This is a genomic window from Amycolatopsis australiensis, from assembly GCF_900119165.1.
In the GTDB taxonomy this organism is placed as follows: domain Bacteria; phylum Actinomycetota; class Actinomycetes; order Mycobacteriales; family Pseudonocardiaceae; genus Amycolatopsis; species Amycolatopsis australiensis.
In genome coordinates this window covers 8,278,990-8,295,520 of sequence record NZ_FPJG01000006.1, presented here as the reverse complement: position 1 = coordinate 8,295,520, position 16,531 = coordinate 8,278,990, and the positions used below count along the sequence as shown (strand labels likewise).

At 71.6% G+C, this 16,531-nt stretch carries 16 protein-coding genes and 1 riboswitch; of the genes, 13 read left to right on the top strand and 3 right to left on the bottom strand.

The genetic code is table 11. The annotated features are described in order from the left end of the window. The first annotated feature begins 68 nt into the window (after positions 1-68). The 5 genes from BT341_RS39580 (at position 69) to BT341_RS39560 (ending at position 5,216) form a co-directional block, all read left to right on the top strand. Positions 69-1,424 carry a polysaccharide lyase 6 family protein gene (locus BT341_RS39580; protein ID WP_072481099.1) on the top strand — a complete coding sequence of 452 codons (1,356 nt, stop codon included), beginning with the start codon at positions 69-71 and terminating at the stop codon, positions 1,422-1,424. Between the two features lie 30 nt (positions 1,425-1,454). Further along, positions 1,455-2,312 (top strand): bifunctional DNA-formamidopyrimidine glycosylase/DNA-(apurinic or apyrimidinic site) lyase, encoded by an 858-nt coding sequence (gene mutM, locus BT341_RS39575; RefSeq protein ID WP_072481098.1) that lies wholly within the window; start codon positions 1,455-1,457, stop codon positions 2,310-2,312. A 59-nt stretch (positions 2,313-2,371) separates the two neighbouring features. Continuing rightward, positions 2,372-2,806: a helix-turn-helix domain-containing protein gene (locus tag BT341_RS39570; protein ID WP_072481097.1), complete on the top strand. Its 435-nt coding sequence runs from the start codon at positions 2,372-2,374 to the stop codon at positions 2,804-2,806. A gap of 671 nt (positions 2,807-3,477) precedes the next feature. After that, on the top strand, positions 3,478-4,047 hold the full coding sequence (locus BT341_RS39565) for a hypothetical protein (protein WP_177329004.1): 570 nt from the start codon (positions 3,478-3,480) through the stop codon (positions 4,045-4,047). Then, positions 4,044-5,216, top strand: coding sequence for an MAB_1171c family putative transporter (locus BT341_RS39560; protein ID WP_072481096.1), 1,173 nt, complete (start codon positions 4,044-4,046; stop codon positions 5,214-5,216). The genes BT341_RS39565 and BT341_RS39560 overlap by 4 nt, the downstream gene beginning before the upstream one ends. 596 nt (positions 5,217-5,812) lie before the next feature. Here BT341_RS39560 and BT341_RS39555 read toward each other — a convergent pair. Beyond that, complete coding sequence (locus BT341_RS39555; protein ID WP_072481095.1) at positions 5,813-6,715, bottom strand: SMP-30/gluconolactonase/LRE family protein; 903 nt, start codon at positions 6,713-6,715, stop codon at positions 5,813-5,815. Positions 6,716-6,798: 83 nt separating this feature from the next. Here BT341_RS39555 and BT341_RS39550 point away from each other — a divergent pair, with 83 nt between their 5' ends. Together BT341_RS39550 and BT341_RS39545 are read left to right on the top strand one after the other, a co-directional pair. Then, positions 6,799-7,122, top strand: a complete 324-nt coding sequence (locus tag BT341_RS39550) for a PadR family transcriptional regulator (protein ID WP_072481094.1) — start codon at positions 6,799-6,801, stop codon at positions 7,120-7,122. Beyond that, positions 7,119-8,339, top strand: coding sequence for a DUF1700 domain-containing protein (locus BT341_RS39545; RefSeq protein WP_072481093.1), 1,221 nt, complete (start codon positions 7,119-7,121; stop codon positions 8,337-8,339). The genes BT341_RS39550 and BT341_RS39545 overlap by 4 nt, the downstream gene beginning before the upstream one ends. A gap of 362 nt (positions 8,340-8,701) precedes the next feature. On the opposite strand, the gene BT341_RS39540 is transcribed toward BT341_RS39545, so the two are convergent. Next, positions 8,702-9,226, bottom strand: a complete 525-nt coding sequence (locus BT341_RS39540) for a YflT domain-containing protein (RefSeq protein ID WP_072481092.1) — start codon at positions 9,224-9,226, stop codon at positions 8,702-8,704. A 210-nt stretch (positions 9,227-9,436) separates the two neighbouring features. Between BT341_RS39540 and BT341_RS39535 the strand changes: the two genes are divergently transcribed. From BT341_RS39535 to BT341_RS39515, 5 genes are read left to right on the top strand one after another with little or no spacing between them, the layout of a single operon-like run. Then, entirely contained in the window at positions 9,437-10,801 is a 1,365-nt protein-coding gene (locus tag BT341_RS39535) for a glutamine synthetase family protein (protein ID WP_218177819.1), read from the top strand. Next, positions 10,782-11,492, top strand: coding sequence for a gamma-glutamyl-gamma-aminobutyrate hydrolase family protein (locus tag BT341_RS39530; RefSeq protein WP_072481090.1), 711 nt, complete (start codon positions 10,782-10,784; stop codon positions 11,490-11,492). The genes BT341_RS39535 and BT341_RS39530 overlap by 20 nt, the downstream gene beginning before the upstream one ends. Continuing rightward, positions 11,489-12,853, top strand: coding sequence for an aldehyde dehydrogenase family protein (locus tag BT341_RS39525; protein ID WP_072481089.1), 1,365 nt, complete (start codon positions 11,489-11,491; stop codon positions 12,851-12,853). Before BT341_RS39530 ends, BT341_RS39525 begins: the two co-directional genes overlap by 4 nt. Continuing rightward, positions 12,853-13,620: a 3-oxoacyl-ACP reductase gene (locus BT341_RS39520; protein ID WP_072481088.1), complete on the top strand. Its 768-nt coding sequence runs from the start codon at positions 12,853-12,855 to the stop codon at positions 13,618-13,620. Before BT341_RS39525 ends, BT341_RS39520 begins: the two co-directional genes overlap by 1 nt. After that, entirely contained in the window at positions 13,620-14,576 is a 957-nt protein-coding gene (locus tag BT341_RS39515; RefSeq protein ID WP_072481087.1) for a cyclase family protein, read from the top strand. The genes BT341_RS39520 and BT341_RS39515 overlap by 1 nt, the downstream gene beginning before the upstream one ends. Here BT341_RS39515 and BT341_RS39510 read toward each other — a convergent pair. After that, positions 14,573-14,770 (bottom strand): hypothetical protein, encoded by a 198-nt coding sequence (locus BT341_RS39510; RefSeq protein WP_072481086.1) that lies wholly within the window; start codon positions 14,768-14,770, stop codon positions 14,573-14,575. The two genes, BT341_RS39515 and BT341_RS39510, sit on opposite strands and share 4 nt — an antisense overlap. 72 nt (positions 14,771-14,842) lie before the next feature. Here BT341_RS39510 and BT341_RS39505 point away from each other — a divergent pair, with 72 nt between their 5' ends. Next, positions 14,843-16,135 (top strand): helix-turn-helix domain-containing protein, encoded by a 1,293-nt coding sequence (locus BT341_RS39505; protein WP_072481085.1) that lies wholly within the window; start codon positions 14,843-14,845, stop codon positions 16,133-16,135. Between the two features lie 192 nt (positions 16,136-16,327). Next, a riboswitch (glycine riboswitch) is annotated at positions 16,328-16,421 on the top strand. The last annotated feature ends 110 nt before the right edge of the window (positions 16,422-16,531 follow it).

The following is a 16,531-nucleotide window of genomic DNA, read 5'->3' as shown; positions in this document are numbered from 1 at the left end:
GGTTCCGCTGATCGCTCAGTAGCGTGCTGACCATCCGCCGCGCACCTGCTCACTGAGAGGGTTGGCGGATGCGGCTGTTCTTCGTTCCCCTGATCGCGGCGGCGCTCGTCGTCGTGCCCGGACCTTCCGCGTCGGCCGCGCAGATCCGGGTCACTTCGCTGTCCGCGCTGCAGTCGGCGCTGGACAAGGCGCAGCCGGGGGACACGATCGCGCTGGCCGACGGCTCCTACTCCGCAGGGTCGGCGCTCGCGATCAAGCGGTCCGGTACCGCGCCGGCGCCGATCACGGTCACCGCCGAGCACGTCGGCAAGGCGACGATCACCGGCTCGAAGACGTTCTCCTTCGCCGGCGGCGTGTCGAACGTCGTGCTGCGGGGCTTCAAGTTCCGGGGCGGCGCGCCGCTGAGCATCCCCGCCGGGGCGTCGCACAACCGCTTGTCCCGAAACGACTTCCAGCTCACCACCGACGGCAACTGGGTCACGGTGAACGGCGACGACACCGAGGTCGACCGCAACGTCTTCCAGAACCGCACCAGCCAGGGTGTGTTCCTGCAGATCCTCGGCCCGTCGGACGCCATGGCGCAGCGCGTCCACGTGCACCACAACTACTTCTTCAACCACCAGTTCGCCGGGGCCAACGGCGGCGAGTCGATCCGGCTCGGCCTGAGCAACCACCAGGCGTACTCGGCGCACGCGCTCGTCGAGAACAACCTGTTCGAGAAGGCCGACGGCGACATCGAGGCGATCTCGGTGAAGTCGTCGGACAACGTGGTGCGCTACAACACGATCCGCGACAGCAAGGGCTACATCGTGCTGCGGCACGGCAACCGCGGCCTCGTCGAGGGCAACCTCCTGTTCCGGTCGGGCATCCGGTTCCACGGCAACGACCACCGGATCGTCGACAACTACGTCGCGAACTCCGACGGCCGCGCGATCGTGTTCGGGTCCGGCGACGAGGCCGACAGCGGGCCGACGAGCAAGCTGCACGACCGCCCGGACCGCGGCACGGTGGCGTACAACACGGTCCTGGGCAGCTCGTCGGTGATCGACGGCGACGGCGGCGACTTCAAGCCGAAGGACTGCGTGGTCGCGGACAACATCGTCCAGGGGACGTCCGGCACGCTCGTGACGCTGCCGAGCGGGTCGACGGTGAAGTACGAAGGCAACATCACCTTCGGCGGGACAGCCGGGATCCCGTCCCGGCCGGTGGACCCGAAGCTCGTGAAGGACGCCGCCGGGCTGTACCGGCTGGCCGCCGGGAGCCCGGCGATCGACGCCGGCGTCGGGTCGTACCCGGATGCGGCGAAGGACTTCGACCTGCAGACCCGCACGGGCGCGTTCGACGTCGGCGCCGACGAGTACTTCGCCACCGGCCTCACCCGCGTCCCGCTGACGAAAGCCGACGTCGGACCGGGCGCGCCGTAAAATGTCGGACCCTCCGGGCACAATGGCGGCATGCCCGAACTCCCCGAGGTCGAAGTCGTCCGCCTGGGCCTGCAGGCGCACGTCGCGGGCCGGACGATCCGCGAGGCGCAGGTCCTGCACCCCCGCGCCATCCGCCGGCACGCGCTGGGCGCCGATGACTTCGCGCGGCGCCTGGCCGGCACCCGCGTCGAGGCGGCGCGGCGCCGTGGCAAGTACCTGTGGCTGGAGCTGTCCGACAAGGAAGCGCTGCTGGCCCACCTCGGGATGAGCGGGCAGATGCTCGTCCAGCCGGAGGACGCACCGGACGAGAAGCACCTGCGGGTGCGGCTGCGCTTCGCCGACGACGGCCCGGAGCTGCGGTTCGTCGACCAGCGGACGTTCGGCGGCCTGGCGCTCGACGACCTCAACGAGGTGCTCCTCCCGGACACGATCGCGCACATCGCGCGTGACCCGATGGACCCGGAGTTCGACCTGGACGCGGCGGTGCGCGCGCTGCGGTCCCGGCGGACGGAGGTCAAGCGGGCGCTGCTGGACCAGACGCTGGTGTCGGGCATCGGCAACATCTACGCGGACGAAGCGTTGTGGCGGGCGCGCCTGCACTGGTCACGGCCGACGGAGAAGCTGACGATGGCCAAGGGCCGCGAGCTGCTGTCGGCGGCGGCGGACGTGATGAACGCGGCCCTGGGCGCGGGCGGCACGTCGTTCGACGCGCTGTACGTGAACGTCAACGGGCAGTCGGGGTACTTCGACCGGTCCCTGGACGCGTACGGCCAGGAGGGCAAGCCGTGCGGCCGGTGCGGCACGGCGATCCGGCGGGAGCCGTTCATGAACCGGTCGTCGTTCTCCTGTCCCCGCTGCCAGCCCCGGCCCAGGCGGCAACTTGGGTAGATAAAAGGTGTTTGCCTCCCAGCTAAGATGAATGCGCCTGGTAGCCGAGGGAGTGCATCGTGGTCAAGGAGCCCGGAAAGTCGACGCTGGCCGAGAAGATCGACCGGCTGTTCCACGTGGTCCGCAGGCCCGATCGTGAGCCGTACAGCAACGAAGAGGTAGCGAAGGCGTGCCGCGAGGCAACGGGCGAAAGCTTCTCGACGACGTACCTGTGGCAGCTGCGCACGGGCCGCCGCGACAACCCGACCAAGCGCCACCTGGAGGCACTGGCAAAGTTCTTCGGCGTACCCCCGGCGTATTTCTTCGACGACGAGCAAAGCGCGAAGATCGCGGAGGAGCTGGCCCTGCTGGGGGCGTTGCGCGACGCAGGGGTGCGCGATCTGGCGCTGCGAGCGGTGACGCTGTCGGCGGACGGCCTGGACACGATCAGCGACATGATCGACGCGATAGCCCGGCGGGAGGCAAGCCGCGGCGGACAGAAGAAGGAGAACTGAGGGTGCGGGTTCCCGGCCAAAGGCGCCCATCGGGCCTGGGTTCGGCACCATGTACAGAGCCGGAACGACGCTCACGGGCCGCACGGCCCGACGGGGCGGCCGCGAGAGCAGCGCGGCGGGGCCTCCCAGCCGTGGGATGCTTTCCGGTCAGCCCGCCCACCCCGGCAGCGTTCGGTCCGCGCGGGCGGCGCGTCTCAGCGGCGGGGCGGTTTCCGGTCTGGCCGCTCGCTCCGGCGGTGTGCGGTCCGGTTCAGTGGCGCCTCTCAATGGCAGGCCGCTCTCCCGCCAGTCCGCTCGCTCCGGCGGTGTGCGGTCCGCGCGGGCGGCGCGTCTCAGCGGCGGGGCGGTTTCCGGTCAGCCCGCTCGCTCCGGCGGCGCGCGGTCCGGTTCGGTGGCGCCTCTCAATGGCAGGCCGCTCTCCCGCCAGTCCGCTCGCTCCGGCGGCGCGCGGTCCGGTTCGGTGGCGCCTCTCAATGGCAGGCCGCTCTCCCGCCAGTCCGCTCGCTCCGGCGGTGTGCGGTCCGCGCGGGCGGCGCATCTCAGCGGCAGGCCGCTCTCCGGCCAGCCCGCCCACCCCCGCGGCACGCGATATCCCGTCCAGCCGCGTATCCCCGTGGCGGCCGCGGCGTTGAACCGGGCGAGGCGGTACAGCTCGGAGAAGGAGGGCTGAGGTGGCAACCGGTGCCCCTTGGCGGCGGCGGCCCAGCCGCGCGCTCTGGAAGCGCGCCCGTGAAGTCGCCGACTCCGTCACCCTTCCCGAGCCCTTCGATGCCGAAGCGTTCGTCGCCGGCCTGGCCCGCCAGCGTGGGCGGCCCATCGAACTCATGCCCGTCCGCGCTCCCGAAGGCGCGCCCTGTGGCTTGCTCATGAGCACCGAACGCGCCGACTACATCCTCTATCCCGCCGACACCACCGCCCTGCACCGGCGGCACATCCTGCTCCACGAGGTCGGGCACCTCCTCTGCGGCCACGCCGGCACCGTCGGCGGCGCGGACGGCGTCGCCATCGACGCCGCCGGGCGGCAGCTCATGCCGAACCTCTCGCCCGAGCTGGTCCGGCGCGTGCTCGGCCGCACCACCTACACCGAGGTCGAGGAGCGCGAAGCCGAACTCGTCGCGAGCCTGCTCGCCCAGCGCGTCGTCCGGCCCGCCGAGCCGCGCGAGCCCGCTACCGACGTTCCCGACGGCGTCCGCCGCTTCGACTCCCTGTTCGGCGGCCGGGCGCGCCGCCGTACGCCGTGATCGAGACGCTGGCCTACTACCTCTGCGTAGTGGGCTTCGCCGGCTTCGGCTACAAGCTGATCGAGGCGCGCCGCAGCCAGCCGGTGCGCGTCATGTGGTTCCTCGCCGGCTTCGGGATCTGCATCGCCGGCGGCATTCTCGTCCTGACGCCCGCCATGACGGCCCTCGCCGGCCCCGGCCCGGTCGCCGAGTGGATCCTCACCCTGGCCGGCGACGAGCTGAAGCTCGGCGCGATCGGTTTCGCCGTCGCGTTCACGCAGTCGGTCTGGCGCGGCGAAGGCGCCAGGCTCGCGCCGCACGCGTGGTTCACCGCCGCGACGATGCTGCTGCTCGCAGCGTGCTTCACGCTCTCCGAGCCGAAGCGCGTCGGCGACGACACGGTCTTCTCGGACGGCGCCCTGCCCTTCGCCATGGCCGACAAGGTCGTGTTCCTGCTCTACAGCCTGATCAGCCTCGGCCTGCTGATGACGGTGTTCGCGCGCAGCGCGCGGCACGCGGAGCCGGGACCGCTGCGCGCCGGGCTGTGGCTGCTGGTGGTCGGCGTGGGGTCGGCGTTCGCGTGGACGTTCTGGGACATCGACGACGTCCGCCGCCTCGCCGAAACGGCCCGGATCGGCGCCCGCGAGGACCTGCCGTCGTCGGTGCTGGCGGCGACGACGATCGGTTTAGTCACGGCGGGCGCGACACTCAGCGCGTGGGCACCGGCGGTGACGTCGGTGATCGGCCGGGTCCGGGCGTACCGCGCGTACCGCCGCATCGAGCCACTGTGGACGGCGTTGCGCGCGGCAGTGCCGGGAATCGCGTTGGAGCCGGGCCGCAAACTGGCGGGCGGCGCGGAGTTCGCGCTGTACCGCAGGGTGATCGAAATCCGCGACGGCCACCTGGCCCTCCGAGCCCACTTCGACCCGGACCTCCCGGCCCGAGCCGAGAGGGCGGCCCGCAAGGCGGGAGTCCCGGATGCGGAGGTGCGGCCAACGGTGGAAGCGGTGACTCTGGCGGCGGCGATCGAGGCAGGCCGCGAAGGAAGACGCTACGAGCCACCAGCCCCGACCCAGCTCCCGGACACGGACGCGGACGTGGCAACGGAAGCGGCCTGGCTGGTGAGGGTAAGCCGAGCATGGCAGCGCGCGGCGGTGGTGGACCGGGTCCGCGCGGGGGCGGCGGGGTAGCGAGGTCGGCAGTGGGGCGGGCCGCCTCCGGTCAGGCCGCGCGGGGGCGGCGGGGTAGCGAGGCCGCACAGTGGGGCGGGCCGCCTCCGGTCAGGCCGCGGGGTGGCGGGGTTGCGAGGCCGCACAGTGGGGCGGGCCGCCTCCGGTCAGGCCGCGGGGTGGCGGGGTTGCGAGGCCGCACAGTGGGGCGGGCCGCCTCCGGTCAGGCCGCGGGGTGGCGGGGTTGCGAGGCCGCACAGTGGGGCGGGCCGCCTCCGGTCAGGCCGCGGGGTGGCGGGGTTGCGAGGCCGCACAGTGGGGCGGGCCGCCTCCGGTCAGGCCGCGGGGTGGCGGGGTTGCGAGGCCGCACAGTGGGGCGGGCCGCCTCCGGTCAGGCCGCGGGGTGGCGGGGTAGCGAGGCCGCACAGTGGGGCGGGCCGCCTCCAGTGAGGCCGCGCGGTGGGATCGGGCGCGCCCGATGGCGGCGCCCGGCGGCGGAGTGCCCCGCCCGGCCGCCCCACCTCGGGTAGCCCGCACCCGCGGTGGGCCCACCTTCGCGGTGCCAGTCGGTGGCCCGGCCACCGAGATTCCCACCTCAGCGGCCCGACCGGGCCACCTCATCGCGGGTAGCGCGCCCCTGTGACCGTCACCCTCAGCGTGTACACCGAACTCGAGGCCGTGATGAACAGGTCGTTCCCCCGCGGGCCCCCGAAAGTCAGGTTCGAACACACCTCCGGCAGCCGCAGCTTGCCGATCTTCACCCCGTCCGGGGCGAAACAGTGCAATCCGTCGTGGGCCGCTGCCCAGACCTGGCCTTCGCTGTCCACCCTGACCCCGTCGAACACTCCGTTGTCGCACGTCGCGAAGATCTCGCCGCCCGTCAGGCCGCCGTCCCGTCGCACGCCGAACACCCTGATGTGGCTCGGCTCCTGGCGGGTGTCCACTATGTACAGCCGGGACTCGTCGGCCGAGAACGCCAGGCCGTTCGGGCGGCTGAAGTCGTCGGCGGCGATCGATACCTCGCCGTCCGGGGACACGCGGTACACGTGGCACGCCCCGATCTCGCTCTCCGCCCGGTACCCCTCGTAGTCGCTGTCGATGCCGTAACTCGGGTCGGTGAACCAGATTGACCCGTCCGAGTGTTCGACCACGTCGTTCGGGCTGTTGAACCGCTTGCCGCGGAACTCCGCCGCGAGCACCGTCACCGATCCGTCGTGCTCCGTGCGCGTCACCCGGCGGGGACCCTGCTCGCAGCTGACCAGCCGGCCGGCGCGGTCGACCGTGTGGCCGTTGGCGTACCCGGACGGCTGCCGGAACACGCCGACCCGGCCCGTCGTCTCGTCCCAGCGCAGCGTCCGGTCGTTCGGGATGTCGCTGAACACCAGGTAGCGGCCGGCGGGGAAGTACGCGGGCCCCTCCGCCCAGCGGCAGCCGGTGTGCAGGCGCCGCGTCCACTGGTCGCCGCCGACGCGGGCGAAGCGTTCGTCCAGCACCTGGAAGTCCGTCTTGATCAGATCCACCCGGCACATTCTGCCCGGGGGTGTGCCGTGCGCACTACTGCGCAATGCGTGGTACCGTTCCAAACGTAAGACTGGAGGGTGCAGTGGAGATCAGTCAGCTGCTCAAAGGGGTGCTCGATCTCGCCGTCCTCGCGGTGCTGCGCGAGGAAGACGGCTACGGGTACGACGTCCTGCGAAGACTCAGGACGGCCGGCCTGGACGAGGTGGGGGACGCGTCGGTGTACGGGACGTTGCGCAGGCTCTACAAGGCCGGCCTGCTCACCTCGTACGTGGTGCCGAGCGAAGAAGGCCCGCACCGCAAGTACTACAGCCTGAACGAGCCGGGCCGGGCGCGCCTGGCGGAGTCCGGCAAGACCTGGCAGAGCTTCGCATCGACGATGAACGCGCTTTTGGGAGAGGCAGCATGAGCGACAAGCCGACCGCCGTGCGGGTGTATCTGGCGCGGGTCCGCACCGCGCTCGCCGACCTGCCCGCGAGTGAGATCGAAGAGATCCTCGACGACGTCCGCCCGCACCTGGCGGAACTCGAAGCCGAGCTGGGAGAGGGCGCCCGCGTCGAAGCCCTGATCGAACGGCTCGGCACGCCGGAGAGCTACGCCGCCGAGCTGCGCGCGTCCGGTGGCTACCCGCCGGCCGCGGAGGGAGCGACGCAGGTACTGCCGGCGAAGACCGCCCCGAGCCTCGTGAAGCCGAGGATCGCGTTCTGGGGCCTGCTGGTGTGCGCGGTGGCGCTCGCGCTGTTCGCGTTCGGCGCCGCCGTCAACCTCGATCCCGGCGATCTCCTGGGCGCCGTGCTGTTCCTGCCGGTGTTCCTCGTCAGCCTGTTCTTCCTGCTCAGCGGCGGGACCGAGCCGGTGCTGGCGCTGCCGGAGGTGGGCTGGCTGCGGCGGACGCTGGCGAAGGGACGCGAGCAGGAGGACTCCGGGAAGGCGCTGAGCTACCTGGCTTCGCTGAAGCCGGCGTGGTGGGTCGTGTGCGCGCTGGTGCTGGTGGCGTTCGGGCTGCTGCTCATGCTGCGTTCGCGAAGCGCGGTGCTGCTGCTGCCGTTCCTGCTCGTCGCGGGCGGCGCGGCGGTGTGGGCGGGTCCGCGGTTGCGCCGCGACCGGCGGCTGCTGTGGGTGGCTGTGCCGGTCTCGGCGTTCGTCATCGGCGGCATGCTGGGCGGGTTCGCCGCCGCCGTCGACCTGATCTCGCACCGGAACTCCTACGCGAACATGCCGTCGTACTACCAGTCGTCCGACCGGTACGGAAACGACCAGCTGACCTACGGCGGCCGCGAGATCGAGAACGTCTACGCGTTCGACGGCGAGGGCAAGCCGCTGACGGAGGTCTACCTCTACGACGAAGAGGGCCGTCCGATCACGCTGACCCGCTACGGCTGCGAACGCTCGTCGGGCACGAAGGAGAAGATCGGGGCGGACAACCGGTTCCCGCGGCCGCGGATCGAGCAGGGCGTCACCGACGACCAGGGCAACTACAACGGCTACAACGGGTACCGGTCGGCGTGCCGCGAGGACGCGAGCGTGCCGTTCAGCGCGGCGATCCCGAAGGTGACGGCGCCGCCGACGTCCCCGACCGCACCGACGTCCTCGACCGCGCCGGCCACGCCGACGCCGACGAGGTAACGGGGGAACGGGCGCCAGGAGCGGAATCGGGGCCGCTCCTGGCGCCCACCGAAGCCGGGCCGGTGGCCGGGTTTGGCTGCGGGGAACGATGGCTGCCCGCCTGCGGCGGCCGGGAAGCCCTGGGGGAACGGTGGTGGCAGCCGCCTGCGGCGGCCGGGTTTGGCTGCAGGGAACGGGTGGCTTCCGCCTGCGGCGGCTGCGCGAGGCTCCGGGAACGGTGGCGGCAGCCCGGGCGCCTGCGGTGGCCGGGGTTGCTCATCAACGCGCGGCCCCCGAACCGCTGATCGCCCCGGAAACACCCACCGGCCCCGGACACGGCGAAGGCCGCCCCCGGAAGCCGGGAGCGGCCCTCGGAATCCGCGTCAGTGGCCGAACGCACTGCGCGCCGCGAAGTCCGCCAGCAGCGCGCGGCCCTTCTCGGCGTTGCGCGGCTGGGACAGGACGTCGTAGCGGCGGGCCACCAGCTGGCTCTGCGAGACGAACCCGCGCTTGTTCCGGTTCACCGCGTAGCCCAGCGCGCCGAACAGCAGGTTGAACCCGAGACCGGCGACGAGGCCGATCACGATCGGGACCAGGCCGGCGCCCGGGTTGAGCAGGCTCAGCACCAGGCCGAGGAACAGGCCGAACATCGCGCCGGACGTCGCGGCGCTGCCCAGCACCCGTCCCCAGGACAGCTTGCCCGCCACGCGCTCGACGAGCAGCGGCTCCACGCCCACGATCGTGACGTCGGTGACCGGGAAGTCCGCGCCCGCGAGGTGGTCGACCGCGCGCTGGGCCTGCTCGTAGGACTCGTACGAGCCGATCGGCCAGCCGGTGGGCATCGTCGGCAGCTGCGGCCGGGCCTGCGGCTGCTCGGTGAACGTGCTCTGCGTGAATGCTGTGGTCATCGATCTCACCTCTCTGCCCCGTACAACGCGGGAGTACCCCGGATCCCTCCCGGCCTGCCGAATTCACAGATTCTTCTCAGCCGGGCATCCCGGACAACCCGGACGTACAGTTAATGGTTCAAGAAAATACCTTTGCTCCGGTTGACCTGCGCCGCCTCACCGGGTAGGAAGAACCCGCAAAGGATTCGCATCAAACCTTTGGGGCGGCTGATGGCACGCAGGCGAGGCATGCTCACGCTCGACGAGCTCCGGGCGCGCGTGGACGCGGGCTCGATCGACACCGTGCTCGTCGCGATCACGGACATGCAGGGCAGGCTCCAGGGCAAGCGCTGCTCGGCGGAGTACTTCCTCGACGAGGTCGTCGGCCACGCCACCGAGGCCTGCAACTACCTGCTGGCCGTCGACGTCGACATGAACACCGTCGGCGGCTACGCGCTCTCGTCGTGGGAGAGCGGGTACGGCGACTTCGTGTTGCGCCCGGACCTCGAGACCTTGCGCGAGGTCCCCTGGCACGAGGGCACCGCGCTGGTGCTCGCCGACGTCGAACGCGTCCAGGGCGGCCCGGTCAGCGTGTCGCCGCGCCAGATCCTGCGCCGCCAGCTCGCCCGCCTCGCCGAGCGGGGGCTCGCCGCGTACGTCGGGACCGAGCTCGAGTTCATCGTCTTCGACGACACCTACGAAGCCGCCTGGGACAAGCGCTACCACGGCCTCAAGCCCGCCAACCAGTACAACGTCGACTACTCGATGCTCGGCACCGCGCGTCTCGAGCCGCTGCTGCGCCGCATCCGCAACGACATGGCCGGCGCCGGGCTCTACCCCGAGTCCGCCAAGGGCGAGTGCAACCCCGGCCAGCAGGAGATCGCCTTCCGCTACACCGACGCGCTGACGACCTGCGACAACCACAGCATCTACAAGAACGGCGCCAAGGAGATCGCCGCGCAGGAGGGCAAGAGCCTGACGTTCATGGCGAAGTACAACGAGCGCGAGGGCAACTCCTGCCACATCCACATCAGCCTGCGCTCCACCGAGGGCCGCGCCGTCCTGGCCGGTGACCACGAACACGGCTTCTCGACGCTGATGGAGCAGTTCCTGGCCGGCCAGCTCGCCGCGCTGCACGAGCTGACGTACTTCTTCGCGCCGAACGTCAACTCCTACAAGCGGTTCGTGCCCGGCAGCTTCGCGCCGACGGCGATCGCGTGGGGCACCGACAACCGGACGTGCGCGCTGCGCGTGGTCGGCCACGGCGACTCGCTGCGCGTCGAAAACCGGGTGCCGGGCGGGGACGTCAACCCGTACCTCGCCGTCGCCGCGCTCATCGCCGCCGGCCTGCACGGCATCGAGAACGAGCTGCCGCTGGAAGAACCCTTCACCGGCAACGCCTACGACTCCGACCGCGCCACCGTGCCGACCACGCTGCCGGAGGCCGCCGCGGCCCTGGCCGGGAGCGAGCTGGCGCGCGCCGCGTTCGGCGACGACGTCGTCGGCCACTACCTGAACGCGGCGAAGATCGAGATCGACGCCTACAACGCCGCCGTCACCGACTGGGAGCTGATCCGTGGCTTCGAGCGACTTTAGGCCGGTCATCGGCCTCACCGGCTACCTGGAGCCCGCGAAGTTCCTGGTCTGGGAGACCGAAGCCGTGCTGCTGCACCGGGTCTACGTCGACTGCGTCGTCGCGGCCGGGGGCATCCCGGTGCTGCTGCCGCCGGTGTCGGACGCGTACGAGCGTCTTGTGTCCACAGTGGACGGGCTGGTGCTCACCGGCGGCGCCGACGTCGAGCCCGAGCGCTACGGCCACGAACCGCACCCGGCCACCTACGTCCGCCCTGAGCGGGACGCCTTCGAGTTCGGCCTGTTCGAAGCGGCCCGGCGACAGGGCAAGCCCGTGCTCGGCGTGTGCCGCGGCCTGCAGGTGATGAGCGTCGCCCTCGGCGGGACCCTGGTCCAGCATCTGCCCGAAAGTGTGAACACCACCGACCACCAGCCCGCCCCGGCGACCTTCGGCACCAGCACGATCTCGCTGAAAAGCGGCAGCCGGGCGGCGGAAATCCTGGGGTCGGAGACCAAGGCCCACTGCTACCACCACCAGGCCGTCGACCGGCTCGGCGCCGGACTGGAAGCCGTGGGCTGGGCCGCCGACGGCACGATCGAGGCCGCCGAGATCCCCGGCGAGTTCGTCCTCGGTGTCCAGTGGCACCCCGAGCAGGACAGCGACGACGTCCGGCTGTTCCAGGCTCTCGCCGAAGCGAGCAAGGAGAAGCGATGACCACGTTCGACGTCCTGAACCCGGCCACCGAGGAGGTGGTGCGGACGGTCCCCCTGGCCAGCGCCGAGGAGACCGACGCGGCGATCGCCCGCGCACAGGCGGCGTTCCCGGCGTGGCGTGACGTCACGCCCGGCGACCGCGCGCGGCTGCTTCGCCGCTTCGCCGACGCCGTCGAGGCCGACATCGAGAACCTCGCGCGGCTGGAGGTCGCCAACTCCGGGCACACGATCGGCAACGCCCGCTGGGAGGCGGGCAACGTCCGCGACGTCCTGAACTACTACTCCGCGGCACCGGAACGCCTGATCGGCAAGCAGATCCCGGTGCCGGGCGGCGTCAACGTCACGTTCCAAGAGCCACTGGGCGTGGTCGGCGTCATCGTGCCGTGGAACTTCCCGATGCCCATCGCCGGCTGGGGTTTCGCGCCCGCACTGGCCGCCGGCAACACCGTCGTCCTCAAACCCGCCGAGCTGACGCCGCTGACCGCCATCAGACTGGGTGAACTCGCCCGCGAGGCGGGCATCCCGGAGGACGTCTTCCAGGTGCTGCCCGGCAAGGGATCGGTGGTGGGACAGCGGTTCGTGGATCACCCGGCCGTGCGGAAGGTCGTCTTCACCGGCTCCACCGAGGTCGGCAAGCAGATCATGGCGGGCTGCGCCGCGCAGGTGAAGCGCGTGACGCTGGAGCTGGGCGGCAAGAACGCGAACATCGTCTTCGCCGACTCCGACCTGGAAAAGGCCGCCGCGACCGCGCCCTACGGTGTCTTCGACAACGCCGGGCAGGACTGCTGCGCGCGGTCGCTGATCCTGGTGCAGTCGAGCGTCTACGACCGGTTCATGGAACTGCTCGAACCGGCGGTGCACGGCGTCGTCGTCGGCGACCCCGCCGAAGAGAAGACCGAGATGGGGCCGCTGATTTCGGCCGCGCACCGCGAGAAGGTGGCTTCCTACGTGCCGGACGACGCGCCCGTCGCCTTCCGCGGCAGCGCGCCCACCGGACCCGGCTTCTGGTTCCCGCCGACCGTCCTCACCCCGCCCGACCTGCGGCACCCGGCCGTGGCGGAGGAAGTTTTCGGCCCGGTCGTCGCCGTCGTGCCGTTCGCGGAAGAGGCCGACGCCATCCGCATGGCCAACGCCACCGAGTACGGCCTGTCCGGGTCGATCTGGACCCGTGACGCCGGCCGCGCGTTCCGGGTGGCGCGCGGCGTCGAATCCGGCAACCTGTCGGTGAACTCGCACTCTTCGGTGCGCTACTGGACGCCGTTCGGCGGCTTCAAGCAGTCCGGCCTCGGCCGCGAGCTTGGCCCGGACGCCGCGGCGGCGTTCACCGAAACCAAGAACGTCTTTCTCAGCACGGAGGAGTAATGGTCCAGCGTTTCGAAGGCCGCGTCGCGGTGATCACCGGCGGCGCGAGCGGCATCGGCCTCGCCTCGGCCCGCCGCCTGGCGAGCGAAGGCGCGAAGGTCGTCATCGCGGATCTGACGCCGGATTCGGGCAAGGCCGCGGCCGACGAGGTCGGCGGCGCGTTCATCCAGACCGACGTCACCGACGCCGAGCAGGTCGAGAACCTGTTCCACAGCACGGTCGAGCAGTTCGGCTCGGTCGACGTCGCGTTCAACAACGCCGGCATCTCGCCGCCGGAGGACGACTCGATCCTGACCACGGGCATCGAGGCGTGGGAGCGGGTCCAGCGCGTCAACCTGACCTCGGTGTACCTGTGCTGCAAGGCCGTCCTGCCGCACATGCAGCGCCAAGGCCGCGGTTCGATCATCAACACGGCGTCGTTCGTGGCGGTGATGGGCGCGGCGACGTCGCAGATCTCCTACACCGCGTCCAAGGGCGGCGTGCTGGCGATGAGCCGCGAGCTGGGGGTGCAGTTCGCCCGGGAGAACATCCGCGTCAACGCGCTGTGCCCGGGGCCGGTGAACACGCCGCTGCTCAAGGAGCTGTTCGCGAAGGACCCGGAACGCGCCGCGCGGCGCCTGGTGCACGTGCCGGTCGGCCGGTTCGCCGAGCCCGAGGAGATCGCGGCCGCGGTCGCCTTCCTGGCCAGCGACGACGCCAGTTTCATCACGGCGTCGCAGTTCCTGGTCGACGGCGGCATCTCCGGCGCGTACGTCACCCCGCTCTGATGACGGCGGGGCGGCCGGCACCCACCCGGGACGACGTGCTCGCGTACTTCGACACGCTGTCGAACTGGGGACGGTGGGGCGACGACGACGAGCTCGGCACGCTGAACCACATCACCGACGACGTCCGGCTGGCGGCGGCGCGGGCCGTGCGCCACGGCCGGAGCGTGTCGTGCGCGTGGGAGGTGGCCGTGCCGGAAGAGATGGAACGGTCGACCACGACGTGCCCGTGCTTCGCCGACCTGCCGGGCGCGGAGAACATGCCGCTGCCCGGGTTCCGCAACGACCGGCACTGGGGCTATTCGAACGAGCGCCTCGGATTCCTGTTCCACGGCAACACCATCACCCACGTCGACTCGCCGTGCCACATCTTCTGGGACGGCAAGATGTACAACGGGCGACCGCACTCGCTCGTCGGCGCCGAGACGGGATCGGCGTGGGGAGCCGTCACGGCGGCGGCGAACGGGATCGTCACGCGGGGTGTCCTGCTGGACATCGCGGCAGTCCGCGAGGTGCCGTGGCTGGAACCGGGTGAGGGAGTGTTCCCCGGCGATCTCGAGGCGGCCGAGCGCCGCCAGGGGGTGCGGGTCCGGACCGGTGACGCGGTGCTCCTGCGGACCGGCTACGGCCGCGTCCGGCACGAGGCCGGGGCATCCGGCGGCGTCACGCAGGCCGGCTGGCACGCGTCCTGCCTGCCCTGGCTGCACGAACGGGAAGTCGCGCTGATCGGCGCCGACACTCCCCAGGACGTCCAGCCGTCGGGGTACGACGACCTGGCGATGCCGGTGCACACCGTGGGCCTCGTGGCGATGGGCCTGTGGCTGCTCGACAACTGCGACCTCGAGGCGTGCGCGTCGACGGCTGCCGAGCTCGGCCAGTGGGACTTCCAGCTGGCCGTCGCGCCGGTCCGCTTCGCGGGTACGTCCGGCAGCCCGGTCAACCCGATCGCCACGTTCTAACGCCCGGTCGGTTTCTTGACGCCGTAGACCTCCCGCAGGTACGTCCAGGCGGCGTTGAGCTTCTTGCGCTCTTCGGAGATCTCGCTCTCCCGGCGGCGCAGGATGCGGGTGGCGACTTCGGCGGCGAGGAAGGCCCCGGCGGCGAAGGTGACGGCGCCGACGAGCAGCGTGAGGGTGACGACGGTGGTGGTCATGGTGACCAGCGTCGGGGCGCGATGGGCGTTTCGTCCCTGCGCAAAGCTAGCGGGTTTCGTTAGCTTTGCGAGGTGACGCACTGGCGCGCCGGCGAGTGGGCGGAAGCGGTCCGGACGGGCATCCGCGCGAAGGGGCTCTCCCTGGACGAGGCCGCCCGCCGGATCGGCGTCCCGACGTCCACCCTGCGCAGCTGGATCGAACACCGGCACGCGCCGAAGGTGACCGTCTTCGACCACTGGGCACAGCTCGCCGAGGTCACCGGGCTCGGTGAAGCCGAGCTGCTGCGCGTCGCCGGTGTCCTGCCCGACAGCCTCGCCGGCCCGGTGCACGTCGCGCAGGCCGCGAAGGCCCTGCGGGAGGGCCTCGACCAGGCCGGGCGGTTCCTCCGGCAGGCCACCGCGCTCGTCTACTCCTCGCCGGGCACGCAGGTGGCCAACGCGATCGCCGCGTCGCCGATCGACTGGGAGATGCGGATCCGCTCGGCGACCCGCGGCGACGAGGTGCGCGTCACCTACCACCACTACGTCGGCGTCGTGCCGCCGCGGGACCTGCCCCACGACGACGCCGAGGTGCGCCGGATCATCGAGCACGAGATCCTCGGCGAGCTGTGGCGGCCCCTCGGGCTGTACTGGCGGGTCGCCGAGGTGCACGACTGGCACGAGCCGCCGCGGCTGGTCATCCAGGTGCCCGAGCAGGAGGCGACGCGGCCGCCCGTGCCGTCGCCGGTCGTCGCAGCGCCGCCGATCGTGGTGCTGTCGCCGATCTGGGGGTACGGCGAGCTGCTCGCGTCGCTGGTCGCCGACGGCCTCGGGTTCGGCAACGTCGACTTCCGCTACTTCGGCCTGCCGGACGCGATGGCCGACCGCGTCCGCATCACCGCGCGCGAGCTGGCCGAGCCGGCGCCGCGGCTGGTGCACTCCGTGCCGCCGATCATGCTGCTGCACGGCCTGGCCGTGCCGGACCTCACCGGCCGCCTCCCGGTGCTGGTCCGGTACGGGCCGCGCATGCGGGCCCGCGCCGCCCGCATCTACCGGGAACCGCTGCTCGAAGCCGGGTTCGCCGACCCGCTGGACGGTGCCCGCGCGATCGAGGACGCGGTCTCGGTCCCGCCGGGCTGCGCGTACTTCGAGGTGACACTGGCCGACGAGGACGTCTTCGACGGCGACCGTCCTTCGCTGGACCGGCTCAACGACGCGGTGGCGTGGTTCGCCGAGCAGATCGTGGAGCAGGTCCTGCTGGGCGCGGGTCTGCCGCCGGTGCCGCTGGGCGGGCCGTTGAAACGCCTGGTCCTGCCCTCCGGCCGGGTCCGCCGCCCGCCGGCGCTGGCCGGGCGCGTGCTGCGGCGCGTCGCCGGGCAGCCCTGACCCGAGCGCCCCAAGGCGGCCTTGGTTGCGTCCGACGCACCGAAGGCCGCCTTGGGTGCGTGTGACGCACCGAAGGCCACCTTGGGGCGCGTGTCGAAGCGGTCTCGAAGATTGATGTGGCGTTGCCGGGGTGAAGTAGACGGGCCTCGAACGCGCCGGGTACCGTAAGCACACAACTGCAGATCGGGCCGTTGAGCCGAGGCGGGAGAGCCCCCACGAAACCGGTGGGGCACCGAAGGAGCAAACTCCCCGGAATCTCTCAGGTACCTGCTACCGCTTCGCGCGAGGCCACTCTGGAAAGCAGGCGCACCCGCGCCTCACCCAAGGTGAAAGCCGCGTCACACGCGGTGAAACTCTCAGGTGCCATGACAGAGGGGGAGTTCCAGCGCACCGCTG